This is a genomic window from Rhizobium atlanticum (genome assembly GCF_030182485.1).
In the GTDB taxonomy this organism is placed as follows: Bacteria; Pseudomonadota; Alphaproteobacteria; order Rhizobiales; family Rhizobiaceae; genus Rhizobium.
The window spans coordinates 185034-202229 of sequence record NZ_JAQJCJ010000006.1; the positions used below are offsets into that span (position 1 = coordinate 185034).

General features: G+C 61.3%; 17 protein-coding genes. 12 read left to right on the top strand and 5 right to left on the bottom strand.

From position 1 onward, the window contains the following. Positions 1-9: 9 nt before the first annotated feature. Positions 10-2118 carry a S9 family peptidase gene (locus PH551_RS11290; RefSeq protein WP_285193057.1) on the bottom strand — a complete coding sequence of 703 codons (2109 nt, stop codon included), beginning with the start codon at positions 2116-2118 and terminating at the stop codon, positions 10-12. Between the two features lie 243 nt (positions 2119-2361). On the opposite strand from PH551_RS11290, the gene PH551_RS11295 reads away from it, so the two are divergent. Beyond that, the gene (locus tag PH551_RS11295) at positions 2362-2751 is read left to right on the top strand and encodes a DUF930 domain-containing protein (RefSeq protein WP_085777460.1); all 390 of its coding nucleotides are present in this window, start codon (positions 2362-2364) and stop codon (positions 2749-2751) included. A gap of 98 nt (positions 2752-2849) precedes the next feature. Next, complete coding sequence (locus PH551_RS11300; protein WP_285193058.1) at positions 2850-3647, top strand: polysaccharide deacetylase family protein; 798 nt, start codon at positions 2850-2852, stop codon at positions 3645-3647. A gap of 54 nt (positions 3648-3701) precedes the next feature. Here PH551_RS11300 and PH551_RS11305 read toward each other — a convergent pair whose 3' ends face one another. Both PH551_RS11305 and PH551_RS11310 read right to left on the bottom strand, forming a co-directional pair. Next, a complete protein-coding gene (locus PH551_RS11305) occupies positions 3702-4994 on the bottom strand; it encodes an NAD(P)/FAD-dependent oxidoreductase (RefSeq protein WP_285193059.1) in 1293 nt (430 codons plus the stop codon). A gap of 18 nt (positions 4995-5012) precedes the next feature. Next, on the bottom strand, positions 5013-6179 hold the full coding sequence (locus PH551_RS11310) for an AI-2E family transporter (RefSeq protein ID WP_285193060.1): 1167 nt from the start codon (positions 6177-6179) through the stop codon (positions 5013-5015). A gap of 190 nt (positions 6180-6369) precedes the next feature. Here PH551_RS11310 and PH551_RS11315 point away from each other — a divergent pair, with 190 nt between their 5' ends. After that, positions 6370-6753, top strand: a complete 384-nt coding sequence (locus PH551_RS11315) for a hypothetical protein (RefSeq protein ID WP_285193061.1) — start codon at positions 6370-6372, stop codon at positions 6751-6753. Between the two features lie 11 nt (positions 6754-6764). On the opposite strand, the gene PH551_RS11320 is transcribed toward PH551_RS11315, so the two are convergent. Continuing rightward, a complete protein-coding gene (locus tag PH551_RS11320) occupies positions 6765-7718 on the bottom strand; it encodes a VOC family protein (protein ID WP_285193062.1) in 954 nt (317 codons plus the stop codon). A 183-nt stretch (positions 7719-7901) separates the two neighbouring features. Here PH551_RS11320 and PH551_RS11325 point away from each other — a divergent pair, with 183 nt between their 5' ends. From PH551_RS11325 to PH551_RS11340, 4 genes are all read left to right on the top strand, one after another. Further along, complete coding sequence (locus tag PH551_RS11325) at positions 7902-8321, top strand: universal stress protein (protein WP_085777466.1); 420 nt, start codon at positions 7902-7904, stop codon at positions 8319-8321. A gap of 128 nt (positions 8322-8449) precedes the next feature. Next, a complete protein-coding gene (gene trhA / locus PH551_RS11330) occupies positions 8450-9118 on the top strand; it encodes a PAQR family membrane homeostasis protein TrhA (protein ID WP_221113205.1) in 669 nt (222 codons plus the stop codon). Between the two features lie 65 nt (positions 9119-9183). Further along, complete coding sequence (locus tag PH551_RS11335) at positions 9184-9744, top strand: GNAT family N-acetyltransferase (protein WP_285193063.1); 561 nt, start codon at positions 9184-9186, stop codon at positions 9742-9744. A 171-nt stretch (positions 9745-9915) separates the two neighbouring features. Beyond that, a complete protein-coding gene (locus PH551_RS11340; RefSeq protein ID WP_285193064.1) occupies positions 9916-10617 on the top strand; it encodes a pentapeptide repeat-containing protein in 702 nt (233 codons plus the stop codon). An 85-nt stretch (positions 10618-10702) separates the two neighbouring features. On the opposite strand, the gene PH551_RS11345 is transcribed toward PH551_RS11340, so the two are convergent. Beyond that, positions 10703-10975, bottom strand: a complete 273-nt coding sequence (locus PH551_RS11345) for an usg protein (protein ID WP_085777468.1) — start codon at positions 10973-10975, stop codon at positions 10703-10705. 279 nt (positions 10976-11254) lie between these two features. Between PH551_RS11345 and groES the strand changes: the two genes are divergently transcribed. The 5 genes from groES (at position 11255) to PH551_RS11370 (ending at position 17168) form a co-directional block, all read left to right on the top strand. After that, on the top strand, positions 11255-11569 hold the full coding sequence (groES, locus tag PH551_RS11350; RefSeq protein ID WP_097599849.1) for a co-chaperone GroES: 315 nt from the start codon (positions 11255-11257) through the stop codon (positions 11567-11569). Positions 11570-11620: 51 nt separating this feature from the next. Then, complete coding sequence (groL, locus tag PH551_RS11355) at positions 11621-13249, top strand: chaperonin GroEL (RefSeq protein WP_085777470.1); 1629 nt, start codon at positions 11621-11623, stop codon at positions 13247-13249. A 90-nt stretch (positions 13250-13339) separates the two neighbouring features. Continuing rightward, on the top strand, positions 13340-13762 hold the full coding sequence (locus PH551_RS11360; protein WP_285193065.1) for a hypothetical protein: 423 nt from the start codon (positions 13340-13342) through the stop codon (positions 13760-13762). A gap of 86 nt (positions 13763-13848) precedes the next feature. Beyond that, on the top strand, positions 13849-14943 hold the full coding sequence (locus PH551_RS11365) for a glycosyltransferase family 4 protein (RefSeq protein WP_085777472.1): 1095 nt from the start codon (positions 13849-13851) through the stop codon (positions 14941-14943). 14 nt (positions 14944-14957) lie between these two features. Then, positions 14958-17168 carry an amylo-alpha-1,6-glucosidase gene (locus PH551_RS11370; protein WP_285193066.1) on the top strand — a complete coding sequence of 737 codons (2211 nt, stop codon included), beginning with the start codon at positions 14958-14960 and terminating at the stop codon, positions 17166-17168. Positions 17169-17196: the final 28 nt, after the last annotated feature.

Genomic DNA, 17196 nt, shown 5'->3' on the forward strand with positions numbered 1-17196 from the left:
GCCGCCACCTCACATCTTCCCAGCCACCTTGATCGCAAATGCATACTCGAACGCAATCTCCTCCAGCCGCTGGAACCGTCCCGACGCCCCGCCATGGCCGGCGTCCATGTTGGTCTTGAGCAGGATCGGCGCCTCGCCGGTTGTCTTGTCGCGCAGTTTCGCCACCCACTTGGCCGGCTCCCAATAGGTGACGCGCGGATCGGTAAGGCCGCCGAGCGCCAGGATCGGCGGGTAGGCCTTTGCCTCGACATTGTCATAGGGCGAATAGGCGGCGATCTGCTCGTATTCCTCCTTGCTGTCGATCGGGTTGCCCCATTCCGGCCATTCCGGCGGGGTGAGCGGCAGCGTGTCATCAAGCATGGTGTTGAGCACGTCGACGAAGGGAACGGCGGCGATGATACCGGCGAACTTCTCCGGCGCCATGTTGGCGACGGCGCCCATCAGCATGCCGCCGGCCGATCCGCCTTCGGCGATGATCTTCGCGTAAGAGGTGAACTTCTGTTGATTCAGATAATCCGCCGCGGCGACGAAGTCCTTGAAGCTATTCGTCTTCTTGCCCATCTTTCCGTCTTCGTACCAGGCAAAGCCCTTGTCCTTGCCGCCGCGGATATGGGCGATGGCATAGACGAAGCCGCGGTCGGCAAGCGACAGGCAATTGGTGTTGAAGCCGGCCGGAATGGTGATGCCGTAGGCGCCGTAGCCGTAAAGCAGGCAGGGTGCTGAGCCGTCGAGCGCCGTATCCTTGCGATAGAGTAGAGTGATCGGCACCGTCTCACCGTCCCATGCCGGGGCGAAAACGCGGCGGGTGACATAGTCCTCAGGATTGTGGCCGGAGGGTACTTCCTGAGTCTTCAGCAATGTGCGCTCGCGCGTCACCATATTGTAGTCGTAAAGCTGCGACGGCGTCGTCATCGAGGAATAGGAGAAGCGGATGACGTCGGTATCGTATTCCGCCGCGCCCGAAAGCCCGAGCGAATAGGCCTCCTCGGCAAAGGCGATCGCATGTTCCTCGCCGGTCGCCCGGTCGCGGATCATGATCCGCGGCAGCCCGTCCTTGCGCTCCAGCCACAGAAGATGGCGGGCATAGGCCATGTGGCTGATGATGAGCGTGCCGGGCTTGTGAGCGACGACTTCGCGCCAGTTTTCCTTGCCCGGATTGTCCACCGGCGCTTCCATGATCTTGAAATCCTTGGCCCCGCCGTCATTGGTCAGGATGTAGAAGACGTTGCCGCCCTCGGTCAGCGAATATTCGATGCCTTCCTCGCGCGCCGCCACCAGCTTCGGCTGAGCTGTCAGATCCTTGGTCGACAGCAGCCGGTATTCGCTGGTCTCGTGGTCGTGAATATCGATATAGATGAAGTCGTCGAGCAGCGAGCCGCCGACACCCATGAAGAAGCCGGCATCGGCCTCCTCATAGACCAGCCGGTCTTCCGATTGCGGCTGGCCGACAATGTGGTGGAACACCTTCGAGGGCCGGTGGTTCTCATCGAGAGCCGAATAGAAGAAGCTCTTGCCGTCGGGCGCCCAGACGCCGCCGCCGCCGGTATTCTCGATCCGGTCCTCGAGATCTTCACCGGTCGCTAGGTCGCGCACTTTAAGGGTGAAGAATTCCGAGCCCTTGTCGTCATAGCCCCAAATGCCGCGGCTGTGGTCGCTCGAATGGTCGAGGCCGGCGAGGCGGAAATAGGCTTTGCCGGCGGCTTCTTTGTCGCCGTCGAGCAGCACGGTACGGATCGTCTCGTCGGCAACGTCGCCGTCACGGGGAATACGGAAATAACGCGGCTGTTCGCCGCCGGTCACATAGAACGTGCCATAGGCATAGGCGCCGTCCTTCATCGGTACCGAACTGTCGTCTTCCTTGATGCGGCCGCGCATTTCGGCAAACAGCGCCTTCTGCAGCAGTTTGGTATCCTCCATCGCCGCATTCATATAGGCGTTTTCGGCTTCCAGATGCCGGCGGATCTCGGGGTCGAGGATCGACGGGTCCTTGAACATCGCCTGCCAGTTGTCGGCGCGCAGCCAGGCGTAATCGTCCGTGCGGGTAATGCCGTGGCGCGTATCGGAGACGGGCTTTTTCGGTGCGGCGGGCGGTGTCGGCAGGCTCTTGAAGACGGACAAGGAATTGGCTCCGGTGGGAATGTCGGGTTGGCAAGAGATAGAGGCGCGCCGCCGCCGGATCAAGCGCCAAGGGTGCAGGTGACCGTCCACAGTCGAGGAGACGGCACCGCCCGCCGTGCCTTGATGTCACCACAATGTTTAAGGAGGTCCGCTATCGCAGAGCGAATTTTGCACGTGCCCAGCCCCCGGCAAGCCGCCGGCGGCAGGACGAAGACTGTACAACAGTAAGGGATTTCCTCCGCAATGCCGAAACGTCTGCTCCTGTTTGTATCCCTGGCCGGCTTGGCTGCCCCCGCCTTTGCCGTCGACCCGGCAATCAAGAAGCAGCTGGAAAAACTCGATCCCTCCACCCGCCTCGAACAGAGCTGCGACACGGAAGCGATGAGCCGCATCAACAAGGACAGCACCGGCTTCAAGCCCGACAAGGTGATCGCCTATACCTTCAAGGACCCGATCGCCGGCGACAATTCGCTGCAGGCGCCGGGCGCGGTCTTCCGCAGCAAGGGCGACTGGTATCATCTTTCCTACAATTGCATCACCGGCCCGCAGCATATCAACGTGCGCCAGCTCGACTACCAGATCGGTGAGAAGGTGCCGCGCGAGAAGTGGGACAAGTACTATCTCTACGATTGATGCGGTCTCCCGCCGGCGGCTGCGGTGACATCCGGCCACATGGCGTCTGGCAAGGCGAGCGGCTAGAGTCGCGGCGCTCGAATCGTAAAGTCCATGACATGAACCGCATCCTGCTCACATCGGCCTTGCTTCTCGCCTCCGTCTCCGCTGCATTGGCGGACGAAATGCCGCCACCAATCGCTTCGGCCCCGATCGCAATTGGTCCGGCCAAGGCGCCGTCGGTCAAGCTCGTCGAGCCGCATCTGCATATCGCCCGTTCCAACATACCGGGCCATGCCCGCGTCGCGCTCACCTTCGACGCCTGCATGGGGCAGGCGGACGAACGCATCCTTTCGATCCTCGTGCGCGAGCGCATTCCGGCAACGATCTTCGTCACCGCCCGCTGGCTGAAGCGCAACCCGCAAGCCCTTGCCGTCTTCCTGCAAAATCCGGATCTCTTCGAGCTCGAAAACCATGGCGAGAACCATATTCCGGCCGTCGATACGCCGACGCTCGTCTATGGCATCGCCTCGGCCGGCTCGCCGCAGGCGGTGCGGCAGGAAGTCGAAGGCGGCGCCGCCGCCATGATCGCGGCCGGCATTCCCGCACCGCACTGGTTCCGCGGCTCCACGGCCAAATACGATCTTTCCGCCATCGGCGAGATTCGCGCCATGGGCTATCGCATCGCCGGCTACTCGGTGAACGGCGACGGTGGTTCGCTGCTCGGCGCAGCGATCACCGAAAAACGCATCGCCTCCGCTAAGGACGGCGATGTCGTTATCTCCCACATCAATCAGCCCACCCATGCGGCGGGCGAGGGTGTGGCGAAGGCACTGGTCGATCTCAAGATGAAGGGCGCGGCGTTCGTTCGTCTTGAGGATGTCGAGGATATGGGCGACGACAAGACGACGGAGTAGGGCTGCGGTTGAAGATGGGCCATGTGGCGCGGCACAATAGCCAAGGCAAAGCCTCTACCGCAACGCATCTCCAGCCCCCAACCTGTCCTCGCCAAACCGCCGTATCCCCGGTCCTTCCCGGTCGAGCGCAAAGTCCTCGAACCAGTCGCGGTAGATCCCCGCAATCATCGCCCCGATCATCTGGGCAGCGAGATAGGAGAAGGTGATGCCGTTGCCGCCATAACCGTGGGCGGCGAAGACATGCGGCATCCCGGGCGCCGGGCCGATCAGCGGCAGGCCGTCGGCCGTTTCGCCGAAGGTTCCGCCCCAGGCATGGGCGATGCGGGTATCCGCTCTCGGCCATAACCGCCTCATCTTCTCCTGGACAGCGCTGATCTTGGCCGGCAGCTTTCGATCCCGCGCCGCGGCATCTGTCGTACCGTCGTCCTCGCCGCCGGCGACGATGCGATTGTCCGCGGTCGTGCGCATGTAGAGATAGGGATGATTGTCCTCCCAGATCAAAGCCCGGTCGCGCCAGAAGGTGGCGGGATCCTGCGGCACGGTGGCGAAGGCCCAGCTCGAACGCGCCCGATGCAGCTTCGGCATGTCGAAACCCGGCATTGAATAGCCGGTCGCCAGCACGGCATGCCGCGCTTCGATGACATGGGCGCCATCCGTCTCCGCCGTGACGCAATCGCCTTCGCTGTGCAGCGCGGTCACGGAAGCGCTGACCAACTGGGCGCCGCGCCGGACGGCGATTGCGATCAGCGCCCAGGTGAGCAGCAGCGGATCGGCCTCCGCAGAACCCGGCGAATAGATTGCGCCATCGCGATCGAACTCGAATTGCGTAAAGAGATCAGGATGTTCGAGATAGACGCCGGGCAGCCCCGCCCGCCGGCGAAGCTGGCGCTCTTCCCTGAGGTCGCGGGCGCCTTCCAGATTGCAGGCGAGAAAAAGCGTGTTGCGCGGACGGAAGCCGCAGGCGATTCCATTCGCTGCGATCAGCTTGGAAAGACCGGCGACGGCAGCGGCGCTGCGGCGATAGATTCCGGCCGCTCGTTCGAAGCCGTAATAGGCCTCGAGTTCCATGAGCGTGCTGTCGATTTCCCATTGCAGCATCGCGGTGCTGGCGGCGGTGCTGCCGAAGCCCGGCTCTTCCCGGTCGATGATAACAACGGAAAAGCCGCGCGCCGTCAGATGATCTGCGATCAGCGCGCCGGTGATGCCGCCGCCGATCACCGCAACATCCGTCGAAAAGCTCTGCGCCAGCGGCCGCCATTGCGGACGTATGGCATTCTTCCCCCAGAGCGAACGGCCGCTGACCATCTGTTCATGATCGGATTCGTCGAGATCGAGATCGGAAGCCACTTATGTCTCCTCGCTTGATCACTTCGGCAATTGCGGCTGCGGTTTTTCCTCGATCAGCAGTTCCTCGATGATAGTCATGACGATCAGCGACAGCGGCAGCGCCAGCATTGCGCCGACGGCACCCCACATCCAGGTCCAGAACAGGATGGCGAGGAAGACGATAAACGGATTGATTTCCAGCCGCCGCCCCATCACCGCTGGAAAGATCAGGTTCTCCATGACGAGATGCACGGTGAAGAAGGCTGCCGCCGGCACCAGACCGACGATGAAGCCGTCATAGGTGATGATCCCGGCGATGGCGACGGAGAGCGTCATCAGCGTGATGCCGAGATAGGGAATGAAGCTCGACAGGAAGGCGAAGAAGCCCCAGAGCACCGGCGCCGACAAGCCGCTCGCATAGGCGATGATGGTCATGACGACGCCAAGCCCGATGTAGATCAGCGAAGCGGTGGCGAAATAGAAGCCGAGCACCTGCTCGACGCCATTGATGACGCGGATCGCCGCCAGTCGTTGCGGGCGGGTGCGGAAGGTCATGATGATCGTCTTGCGCAGATTGACCCGGCTGGCAAGAAAGAGGAGCAGCGCGGCGAAGAAGATCAGCCCCTGGATCAGCGCCGGCGTCAGGCTTGTTGTCACCACATGCAGCACGTTACCGGTGTTTTCCAGCAGCGCGCCGATCGACATCGGCCCGCTTTCAAAAGTCGCAGGCGTGATGTGCAGCCATTCGATGCGCTCCAGATAAGGCAGGACGCGGCTGATCGTCCGTTCGATGAAAGCCGGAGCTTCGTTGGCAAGCGTCGCCAGCGGGTCGGCAAGCGAACTAACCACCAGGACGATGACCAGAGCCACACCGCTTGACAGGAGGAAAGCGTTGGCAAGCCTTGGTACACCCATTTTGCTGAGGTTTTCTGCGGCAAGGCCGAGGATCATACCGACGACGACGGCAAGGGTGACCGGAATCAGGATCAGCGACATCGTATAGACGGCGGCAAGGCCGAGGATGCCGAAGATGCCGATGATCGCCCAGGCCATGCTGATGTCGAGCCCGTCCTTCTCAAGCCGATGCACCGGCGGGGACGGCAATGCCTCCGCCGTCTCCTGCAACGACTTAGCCCAGGCGCTGGTTTGGCGTTCGCCGATGGCGATCTTCTTTGCGTGTTTGCGGATGCCGTTGGCGATGCCCATGCGTTGAGGTCCCCGAAGCCAGATTGCTTCGCCACAAAAACGCGCTGATGCGGTTCCGGTTCCGCCGGCCCATGGCGCTGTTGTAAGGGCGCTGAAGCGCCCGCCCTTTCATCGGTTCGTCCGCCGATTTGATCCTGCCGCCGGAACAACCTCGCCGTCGCTGGCGTTCGACCTCGGAAGGAGAGTGCTCGTGATTGCAGATCCCGATCAGACGAAAACCACCGAGACCTATTCGAGCAATCCCCCTTATGCGGACGAGGCGAGGCTGAAAGCCGCCGATCAGCAGCGTTGGTGGGTTTGGGCCGTTCTTGCGGCGGGCGCGGCAGTTCTCATCATTGCCGGCGTGAGCGTTGCAATCTGGCCCGATCCCAGCAACAATGATCCGACTGCAACGGCTTCGACCAAGCCGGATGCGATCAATACGCAGCCCTCCGGTCCCGGCGCCTTCAATAACGACCCGGCCTCCGGCCCTGCACGGCCGCCCGAAGCGACAGACCGGTCGCCAACGCCGAGCGGAAACGGCGGCGGACCGACGCAGGTGACGACGCCATCAGGAACCGAGAAGGTTCAATAGGGTTTTCAGGTTCAGGCCGAAAGTGTCAGGCCGATGCCCCAGGGATCTTTGAGGAAGACGCCGCCGTCGCGCTTCTCGCTGTTGAGCTCCAGCGCGTCGAGCCTGGAAACCGCCGCGTCGAGCGTCGTCTTGTCGTTGAAACGGATCCGGTAGTCCGAAAGCCCGGTCATATTGTCGGCGCGGGCGGTGGCGCCCTGGCTGTTCCAGATGTTGGCGGCGAGATGGTGGTGATAGCCGCCGGTCGCAAAGAAGCTCGCGCCGGGATAACGGGCCATCAGCTTGAGACCGAGCACGTCGCGGTAGAAGGCGTCGGCCTGCGGGATATTGCCGACCTGCAGGTGCAGATGGCCGATTGCCGTTCCCTCAGCCATGCCGCCCCAGCGATCCTCCGGTGCGCTGTTATAAAGAGCCTGCAGGTCTAGCCGCCGCGTCGCCATTTCGACCATACCATCCTCAAGGAATTTCCATCCCTCGTGTGGCCGATCGGCATAAATTTCGATGCCGTTGCCCTCGGGATCGGAAAGGTAGATCGCCTCGCTGACGAGATGGTCCGAGGCGCCGTCGAGCACAACGTTGTTTTGGGCGGCGTGGCGCAGCCAGCGCGCCAGTTCGATGCGGTCGGGCATCAGGAAGGCTGTGTGGAAAAGGCCTGCGGCATTCCGTGGCGCGACTGCCGCGTCCTTTGCCGTGGTCAGCGTCAGCAGCGGATGGCCCCCGACACCCAGCACTTCGCCGCTCGTCGTCTTCTCGATGACCTTCAGGCCGAGCATCGACTGATAGAAGCCGGAAACGAGGCCGAGGTCGGTGACGACGAGATGCGACTGGTCGATATAGGCAGGCCGCGTCAGCGCATAGGATGTTTCTGTCGTCATCAATGGGTCTCCTGCCTCTGCAGTTGAAGGTGTACCGGCGGTGGCGGCAACCATGCCGCCCGTGGCAAATCCGAGGAAGTCTCGCCGGTTCATGCGCCTGGTCTCTTCGGTTGCCGTTGATCTCTATATGGCCTATCCCGATTGTTCACAGAAGGCTTGTTTTTGAGGATGAAGCGTTGAGCAGATGTTGACGATGACCTTCACCGGCTTGATCGGAGTCAATGCGCCCATATCTTCATCTGAGCAAGCTTATGCATCTCAGTCATGGAGGGAGCCATGTACAGGAAAATCATCGTGGCGATCGCGCTCGGCAGCCTCGACAGGGGAGAGAACATTCTCCGCAAGGCCGCCTCGCTGCTCGACGCGGGCGGCCAGATTGTCGCGCTCAACGTCGTCGAGGATGTGCCGACCTATGTCGCGATCGAACTGCCGGCCAACATGCTCGAGGACGCCATGAAGGATGGCCGCGACAAGCTGGAGGCGCTGGTCGCCGCAACCGGGGTCACGGCGACGATCGACATCCGCAACGGTCCGCCGGCCAAAGCCATCATCGCAGCCGCCGAAAGCCACGGCGCCGACCTCATCATCCTCGCCTCGCATATTCCGGACTTTTCCAACTACTTTATCGGCGCCACGGCCGACCGTGTCGTGCGGCACGCCAAGTGCTCCGTGCTGGTCGAGCGGCAGAAGATCTGAATCTGCGCCGCCGTCGAGGTCGCCTGTGTGGTCTGTCACGAAGATTTACCACGCGCACGATGCGCCGTAGTTGCGCCCCCGCCCGTTCGGTGCGACCATCGCCATGGGTACGAAACGGGTTGGCGTGCATGGCCGAGTTTAACGGCATTCGCTGGGCTTACGACAAATATGAGCTGATCGCCGACGGCATCGTCCATGGCGTCGGTCTCGTGCTGGCGCTGATCGGCGCCACCGCTCTGATCTTCTACGCCACGGTCTGGAGCTCCCACGGCGCGCTCGCCGCCGCCTGGATCTATGGCGTCGGACTGGTGCTGACGCTTGCCATCTCCTTTTCCTACAATCTCTGGCCGGTCTCGCGCACCAAATGGTTCCTGCGCCGCTTCGATCATTCGGCGATCTTCATCCTGATCGCCGCCACCTATACGCCCTTTCTCGAACGCGGCGCCGACGATCCGCTGCTCTTCTTCATGCTGATGGCGATATGGCTATTCGCAGCTGTCGGCATCGTCCTGAAATGCGTGTTTCCAGGGCGCTATGACCGCCTCGCCATCCTGCTTTACCTAGCCATGGGTTGGAGCGGCGTGCTGGTGGCGGGGCCTGTCGCCGCGCGCATTCCCTCCGCTTCGATGCTGTTGATCGTTATCGGCGGCGTTATCTACTCGCTCGGCGTCATCTTCCACGTCTGGGAGAAACTACGTTTCCAGAACGCCATCTGGCACGGTTTCGTCGTCATCGCCGCGGCTGTGCATTATTCAGCCGTCTTCACCTGTTTCAGCCTGCCGATGCCAGCCTTCTGAGCTGCGGCCTGCCGAGCGCGTCCCGCGAGCCTTTCTCTGGCGTGTCAGCCGTTTACATCTTTTGATTGGCAGCGTATGCCAATCCGGCAGTCAATCCGAACCGGGTGATCATGACAGACGCCGTCCTTCTCCGCGACGCCACCGAAGCCGATCTTCCAGCCATCCGGGATATCTACAATCATGCCGTCGAGCACACGACGGCGATCTGGAACGAAACGTTCGTCGATCTCGAAAACCGACGGGAATGGCTGAGCGCGCGCAAGGGCCGCGGCTTTCCGGTCATCGTCGCCGAGATGGCGGGCAAGGTCGCGGGCTACGCCTCCTATGGCGACTGGCGCGCCTTCGAAGGCTATCGCCACACCGTCGAACATTCCGTCTATGTCGAAAAGGATCATCGCGGCGCCGGCATCGGCGAGGCCCTGATGCGCGAATTGATCGCGCGTGCGGCGGCCGCCAATATCCATGTGATGATCGCCGGCATCGAGGCTGATAACACAGCCTCGATCCGGCTGCACGAAAAGCTCGGCTTCCGCATTGCCGGCAGATTTTCCGAGGTCGGCACCAAGTTCGGCCGCTGGCTGGACCTCACCTGCATGGAGCTTCGCCTGCCCGGCGAGGCCGATTGAGCTGCCTGCCCAAGGCCGACGGAGGGACGAGCGCTCGCTGGACGGAGTGAACCGGCAAATCATTGCCGGAGCGGTCACCATCTTTTTATTGTATTCTGAGCTGTGTAGAAAAGAGAGGCCGCCTGCTTCGCGAGAGGCGGCGTGATAAGCGTCATGGAGATCAACAATTCAATGGTAATGCATAGATCGCCGCTCGGCCTCCTTGCCTTCCTTCTTCTCGCCGCTGCTCCGATTTCCTCGCGTGCTGCCGATTGCGGCAGCACGGCCTCGCCGAAGCTCGACTGGCAGGAATGCACGAAGAAGAACCTGATGCTGCAGGGCAGTGATCTCCAAGGCGCCAATCTCTTCAGCACCGATTTCTCGCTGACCGATCTCAGCGGTTCGAATTTGAAATCCGCCAATCTGGAAAAGGCGAGCTTGGTGCGCGCCTCGCTTGAGGGGGCACATGCCGAAGGGGCCAACTTCGCCAAGATCGAGGCCTATCGCGCCAGCTTCGCCAATATTGTCGCGGACGCCGCGTCCTTTGCCGGGGCCGAGCTGCAGCGCGCCAATTTCGCGGGTGCCCGGCTTTCCGGCGCGAGCTTTGAAAAGGCCGAACTCGGCCGCGCCGATTTCGATAAGGCGGTACTGACGGGGGTGAAATTCTCCTTCGCCAATCTCTCCCGCGCCGATCTCTCCAGCGCCGTCTTCGAAGGCCCGGCGACGTTCGAGCGCGCCTTCATGTTCCTGACCCGCATCGAAGGCCTTGACCTCTCGGCTGCCGCCGGCCTCGAGCAGGCGCAGATCGACCTGGCCTGCGGCGATGCCTCGACCAAATTGCCGGCAGGCCTTTCTGCGCCTTCAAATTGGCCATGCCCTGCCGAGCACGAGTGAACTCGGGCTTTTGCATAGATTCCGTGCAGGTTGACGAAAGCTATGGCAGCAATGCCTGGCCGATGTGGAATGTGTCCGGTTCGAACTAGTGCAGCCTTAACTCGCCAATGACCCGACGCCATTCATTCGGTCCGATCAGCCGCTGATGGCTATAGCGGACGGAATGCAGCGGTCCGTCAAGGTTGGACTGCCAGAAATCGAGGAACTTGTGCATTTCCGGAAAGCCCGGGGCGAGGTCGTAATCCTGCCAGACATAAGTCTGCAGAACGGATTCGAAATCCGGAAGGCGGTAGAGGATGTGGGCAGTGGTAAGGCCGTAACCGCTGAGCTGGCGCTCTAGATCCGATGAAAATTGCATGCTTCATCTCCGTTTCACGACAACGAGAAGGTGGCGCATATCTTGGCGTCCATCAACGGGATTCTCAACGCAACGGCGGCTTTTGTTGTTCCTTCTCAGGGTGTTAGCAGCCACTTCGGGTGAGTGCTAATTTTTTCTCTGCGCCCTCTTGAAATCGAAAAATCGCAAAACCAGATCAATGCGCGCAAAACGCTCGACAGAGGTTTGCACTCGCCCGGACTGGTCATCCGGTCCGGCCAGGGGAAAAACATCGTTATTGTTTGTCCATTGGAGGAAAACATGTCGTTCCGACCGCTTCATGACCGCATTCTCGTCCGCCGCGTCGATTCCGAAGAAAAGACCAAGGGCGGCATCATCATTCCCGACACCGCCAAGGAAAAGCCGCAGGAAGGCGAGGTCATCGCCGTCGGTCCTGGTGCGCGCAATGATGCCGGCCAGATCCAGGCGCTCGACGTCAAGGTCGGCGATCGCATCCTGTTCGGCAAATGGTCCGGCACGGAGATCAAGATCGACGGCGAGGACCTGCTGATCATGAAGGAAAGCGACGTCATGGGTGTTATCGAAGCCCAGGCGGCCAAAAAGATCGCCGCCTGAGGCGTTCGCCCCGCGTTAGTCAAAAAAGCTGCCTATTGAAGGAGTTAAAGCATGGCTGCGAAAGAAGTGAAATTCCATAGCGATGCCCGTGAACGCATGCTGCGTGGGGTCGATGTGCTGGCCAATGCCGTGAAGGTAACGCTTGGCCCGAAAGGCCGCAACGTCGTCATCGACAAATCCTTTGGCGCGCCGCGCATCACCAAGGACGGCGTCTCGGTCGCCAAGGAAATCGAGCTCGAAGACAAGTTCGAGAACATGGGTGCGCAGATGCTGCGCGAAGTGGCGTCGAAGACGAACGACCTCGCCGGCGACGGCACCACGACGGCGACGGTGCTCGCCCAGGCGATCGTCAAGGAGGGTGCCAAGGCGGTCGCCTCCGGCCTGAACCCGATGGACCTGAAGCGCGGCATCGACCTCGCCGTCGACGCTATCGTGGCGGAACTGAAGACCAACGCCCGCAAGATCTCCAACAATTCCGAAATTGCCCAGGTCGGCACGATCTCCGCCAATGGCGATGCCGAGATTGGCCGTTACCTCGCCGAAGCAATGGAAAAGGTCGGCAACGAGGGTGTGATCACAGTCGAGGAAGCCAAGACTGCCGAAACCGAACTCGAAGTCGTCGAAGGCATGCAGTTCGACCGGGGTTATCTCAGCCCCTACTTCGTCACCAATCAGGACAAGATGAGGGTCGAACTGGAGGATCCCTATATCCTCATTCATGAGAAGAAGCTGTCGAACCTGCAGTCGATGCTGCCGGTTCTCGAAGCCGTCGTTCAGTCGGGCAAGCCGCTCCTCATCATCGCTGAAGACGTCGAAGGCGAAGCGCTCGCAACGCTCGTCGTCAACAAGCTGCGCGGCGGCCTGAAGATAGCCGCCGTCAAGGCGCCTGGCTTCGGCGACCGCCGCAAGGCCATGCTGGAAGACATCGCCATCCTGACCGGCGGCACCGTCATCTCCGAAGATCTCGGCATCAAGCTCGAGAATGTGACGCTCAATATGCTCGGCCGGGCAAAGAAGGTGGCCATCGAAAAGGAAAACACCACCATCATCGACGGTGCCGGTTCGAAGGCGGAGCTCGACGGTCGTACCGCTCAGATCCGCGCGCAGATCGAGGAAACCACCTCCGACTATGACCGCGAGAAGCTGCAGGAACGCCTCGCCAAGCTCGCCGGCGGTGTTGCCGTCATCCGCGTGGGCGGCTCGACTGAGGTCGAGGTGAAGGAGAAAAAGGATCGCGTCGACGACGCGCTGCATGCCACCCGCGCAGCGGTCGAGGAGGGCATTCTGCCGGGCGGCGGCGTGGCGCTGCTGCGTGCAGTCAAGGCGCTCGACGCCGTCAAGACGGCAAATGACGACCAGCGGGTCGGCGTCGACATCGTCCGCCGCGCGATCGAAGCCCCGGTTCGCCAGATTGCCGAAAACGCCGGCGCCGAAGGCTCCATCATTGTCGGCAAGCTGCGCGAGAAGAGCGAATTCTCCTATGGCTGGAATGCCCAGAGCGGCGAATATGGCGATCTCTACGCGCAGGGCGTCATCGATCCGGCCAAGGTGGTGCGCACCGCACTTCAGGACGCCGCCTCCGTTGCCGGCCTGCTGGTGACGACGGAAGCGATGATCGCTGAGAAGCCCAAGAAGGAAGCTGCTCCGGCTATGCCCGCCGGCGCCGGCATGGACTTCTAATAGCAACCACTCGGCCCGCTCTGACATCGGGGCGGGCCTCACACTATCGAATGAACCAAGTTCCATCGGTCAACATCAATGGAGCGAGCTATGAGAAAGGAAAGCATCAGCAATTCCATGCAGCAGAGCGCCATGGCTGCCATCAGCGCGGCACATCTGCTTCATCCAGCGAAACATTTCAGTCACCCGCGTGACGTGCTTAACGCCGCCGACATCGGCAACGACGAGAAGCGGGCCATTCTCGCTTCATGGGCATCCGATATCTTCGCGATCGAATCCGTACCTGCCCTTCGCCTTTACCCCGGGACCGAAAAAGCTGTATCCTACGACGAGATCCTCGAAGCGCTGAAGGCTTTGGACAAAGGCGATCTGCCATCCGGGAAACAAGATACGTCCGCTCCCTTGAGTGCCCACAGGACGCGTCGTCGAAGACCGTCGGTACGCCGGCTTCCCGGCCTTGGCTTGTGCAGCTACTGGAAAGGAGGACGGCGCCGACCGCTACTCGAAACCTGACCCTCCGTCCGGCCCGCCGTGTGCCTCTAAAGGACGCGGGCATGATTTTGCCGACGACTGTTTGCTCAACTGAGGAGGTTTTGCCGATGAAGATCGCTCAGATTGCGCCGCTCGCCGAGAGCGTTCCGCCAAAGCTCTATGGGGGAACGGAGCGGATCGTTTCCTACCTTACCGAAGAACTCGTGGCACAGGGGCATGAGGTCACGCTTTTTGCCAGCGGCGATTCCGTCACCCGGGCGACACTCGTGTCATGTGCGGACGTCGCCTTGCGGCTGAACCCTGCGGTCAAGGAACATTTGCCGCATCAGGTCTTGATGCTGGAGGAGATCCGTCAGCGGGCGCATGAGTTCGACGTGCTGCATTTCCACATCGACCTGCTGCATTTCCCGCTGATCCGCGATTTCGCCGACCGCACTGTCACCACACTGCACGGCCGGCTCGACCTGCCGGATCTCAAGCCGTTCTACGCGGCGTTCCCGGATATTCCGATGGTGTCGATCTCCAACGACCAGCGCCGTCCGATGCCGCCGGTCGACTGGCGCGGAACGGTCTATCATGGACTGCCGGCTGATCTGCTTCCCTTCACGCAAAACCCTGGAGGCAATTACCTGGCTTTTCTTGGTCGGATCTCTCCGGAAAAGCGCCCCGATCGCGCGATCCAGATCGCGGCAAAGGTCGGAATGCAGCTGAAGATCGCCGCCAAGATCGATAATGCCGACAAGGCCTATTGGGAAACCGTCATCGAGCCGATGATAAAGAGCAATCCGCATGTTGAATTCATCGGCGAGATCGATGAACGTGAGAAAGCTGCCTTCCTTGGAAATGCAGGCGCTCTGCTCTTCCCGATCGACTGGCCGGAGCCCTTCGGGCTGGTGATGATCGAAGCCATGGCCTGCGGCACGCCGGTCATCGCTTTCGGCTGTGGTTCGGTTCCCGAGGTCATTGACAATGGCATCTCGGGCATCCTGGTCGACAGCGTCACCGAGGCGGCCGAAAACGTCGAATGGGCACTGCGCCTCGATCGGCACAAGGTACGGGCCGCGTTTGAAAAGCGCTTCACTGCACAACGAATGGCGTGCGACTATCTCGACATCTATCGCAACCTGCCGGGCGTTCGCATCAAAGCTGCGCCGATCCGCCGGTCGCGTAGTCAAGCGCCCGACCTGCAGGCTGTTGCCTGAGGCAAGGAGGAGGCATGTCGAACGTGTCTGCGGACAGCAACCCCGCCAAGGCATCGTCAGGCCTGACGGCGCCGGTCGCTCAGTTCTTCATTCCGGCCGCCGCATCGCTGCAGGAGCGCCGGCCGCGTACCTTGAAGCACGGCGATACTTTTGCCGTCTTCGATCATAATGGCGATGCTCTTTCCGGTCCCGGCAGTCCGGAAGGCCTTTTTCACCGGGACACCCGTCATCTCTCGCATCTTTACCTGACGATCAACGAACAGCGGCCCATGCTTCTGTCGTCGACGCTGCGGGATGACAATGCCACGCTGACCTGTGATCTTACTAATCCTGATCAGTTCGATGACAAGGGAAGGCTGGTTCTAGGCCATGACGTGATTCATCTGCGCAGATCACGCTTTCTCTGGAATGCCTGTTGTTATGAACGGCTGGCCGTGAGGAATTATGACGAGCGGCGGCAACATGTTCGCATTCAGATCTCTTTCGGGGCCGATTTCGCCGATCTTTTTGAAGTCCGCGGCACCGCAAGGGCAAGGCGAGGGCACCATCTTCCCGCCGTCGTGGAACAGGATTGGATCCTGCTTTCCTATATTGGCCTGGACGATCGCAAGCGGTCGACGCGCCTTTCCTTCATGCCTGAACCGGCCGAGATTCGTAGCGATCTCGTCACTTACGACCTCCATCTGGAGCCGCACGAGACCAAATCGCTCTTTATCCAGATCGGCTGCGACCATACCTCCGCCGATCGACTGAGCCGCCTTTCCTTCTTTCTTACCTTGCGGGATGCCCGCCGTGCGTTGCGCGCCTCCTCCTCGCGCGCAGCGTCGGTCACAACTTCCAACGAGATCTTCAACGAAGTCGCGCGGCGCAGCGCCTCTGACCTCTACATGCTGATCACCGACAAGCCGGAAGGCCCCTATCCTTATGCCGGCATTCCCTGGTTCAGCACCGTTTTCGGCCGCGATGCCCTGATCACGGCGCTTGAGACACTTTGGCTCGATCCGGAGATCGCCCGCGGGGTTCTGGGTCATCTTGCTGCCAATCAGGCGACGAACGTCGATCCTGCTTCAGACGCCGAGCCGGGCAAGATCCTGCACGAAGTGCGTTGCGGCGAAATGGCCGAACTCGGCGAGGTTCCTTTCCGGCGTTACTATGGCAGCATCGACTCGACGCCGCTCTTCGTGATGCTGGCCGGCGAGTATCTTAAACGAACCGGTGACCTTGCGACCATCGACCGTCTCCTGCCGAATCTCGAAGCGGCGTTGACATGGATCGACGAACATGGGGATCGCGATGGCGACGGCTTCGTCGAATACGGGCGGCTGACGGAAGAAGGCCTGATCAATCAGGCGTGGAAGGATAGCCACGACTCGGTCTTCCATGCCGATGGCACATTGGCCCGGGGCCCAATCGCGATCGCCGAAGTCCAAGCCTATGTCTACGGCGCTTGGCAAAGTGCTGCCGAAATCTTCCGGTGGAGGGGCAAGCCGGAGCGCGCGGCGAGCTTTCTCGCGCGCGCGGAGGGACTGCGCCACGCCTTCGACATGAGCTTCTTCGATGAGGAACTCGGCACCTATGTGTTGGCTCTCGACGGGGATAAACGGCCTTGCCGGGTCCGATCCTCCAATGCCGGCCATGCTCTGTTCACCGGTATTGCTTATCCTGAACGGGTCGCACAGGTGACCCGCACCCTGATGAATGCTTCCTCCTTCTGTGGCTGGGGCATCCGGACCATTCCCTCGACCGAAGCACGTTACAATCCTATGAGCTACCACAATGGCTCGATCTGGCCACATGACAATGCCATGATCGCCAGTGGTCTTGCCCGCTATGGCTATCGCGCCGAAGCCGCGCGAATCTTCGAGGGGCTGTTTGCCGCTGCGACCTATATCGACCTGCGGCGGCTTCCCGAACTCCTCTGCGGCCTGCCACGTCAACGCGCACGCGGTCCTACCTCTTATCCGGTTGCCTGCTCGCCGCAAGCATGGGCGGCAGCAGCCCCTTTGTCGCTGCTGCAATCCTGCCTTGGCCTCGACTTCGATCCGAATAATTTGCAGATCAACTTCAGCGTGCCGCGGCTTCCTTCGTTTCTCGACGAGGTAATCTTGCGGCGTCTGCTGATCGGCAATTGCTCGGCTGACGTGGCCATCCGTCGGTCTCGACACCAGGTCGTGGTCGATGTCCTCAATCGACAGGGCGATGTCAGCGTGCTCACCACGGCCTGATGAAGGACGGTGCAGGGAAGGCGGGTCA

Excerpts from the sequence above, each read along its gene's own strand:
- PH551_RS11295 (WP_085777460.1), top strand. The coding sequence starts at position 2,362 with ATGCCGAAACGTCTGCTCCTGTTTGTATCCCTGGCCGGCTTGGCTGCC.
- PH551_RS11300 (WP_285193058.1), top strand. The coding sequence starts at position 2,850 with ATGAACCGCATCCTGCTCACATCGGCCTTGCTTCTCGCCTCCGTCTCC.
- PH551_RS11310 (WP_285193060.1), bottom strand. The coding sequence starts at position 6,179 with ATGGGCATCGCCAACGGCATCCGCAAACACGCAAAGAAGATCGCCATC.
- PH551_RS11320 (WP_285193062.1), bottom strand. The coding sequence starts at position 7,718 with ATGAACCGGCGAGACTTCCTCGGATTTGCCACGGGCGGCATGGTTGCC.
- PH551_RS11325 (WP_085777466.1), top strand. The coding sequence starts at position 7,902 with ATGTACAGGAAAATCATCGTGGCGATCGCGCTCGGCAGCCTCGACAGG.
- trhA (WP_221113205.1), top strand. The coding sequence starts at position 8,450 with ATGGCCGAGTTTAACGGCATTCGCTGGGCTTACGACAAATATGAGCTG.
- PH551_RS11340 (WP_285193064.1), top strand. The coding sequence starts at position 9,916 with ATGGTAATGCATAGATCGCCGCTCGGCCTCCTTGCCTTCCTTCTTCTC.
- PH551_RS11345 (WP_085777468.1), bottom strand. The coding sequence starts at position 10,975 with ATGCAATTTTCATCGGATCTAGAGCGCCAGCTCAGCGGTTACGGCCTT.
- groES (WP_097599849.1), top strand. The coding sequence starts at position 11,255 with ATGTCGTTCCGACCGCTTCATGACCGCATTCTCGTCCGCCGCGTCGAT.
- groL (WP_085777470.1), top strand. The coding sequence starts at position 11,621 with ATGGCTGCGAAAGAAGTGAAATTCCATAGCGATGCCCGTGAACGCATG.
- PH551_RS11360 (WP_285193065.1), top strand. The coding sequence starts at position 13,340 with ATGAGAAAGGAAAGCATCAGCAATTCCATGCAGCAGAGCGCCATGGCT.
- PH551_RS11365 (WP_085777472.1), top strand. The coding sequence starts at position 13,849 with ATGAAGATCGCTCAGATTGCGCCGCTCGCCGAGAGCGTTCCGCCAAAG.
- PH551_RS11370 (WP_285193066.1), top strand. The coding sequence starts at position 14,958 with ATGTCGAACGTGTCTGCGGACAGCAACCCCGCCAAGGCATCGTCAGGC.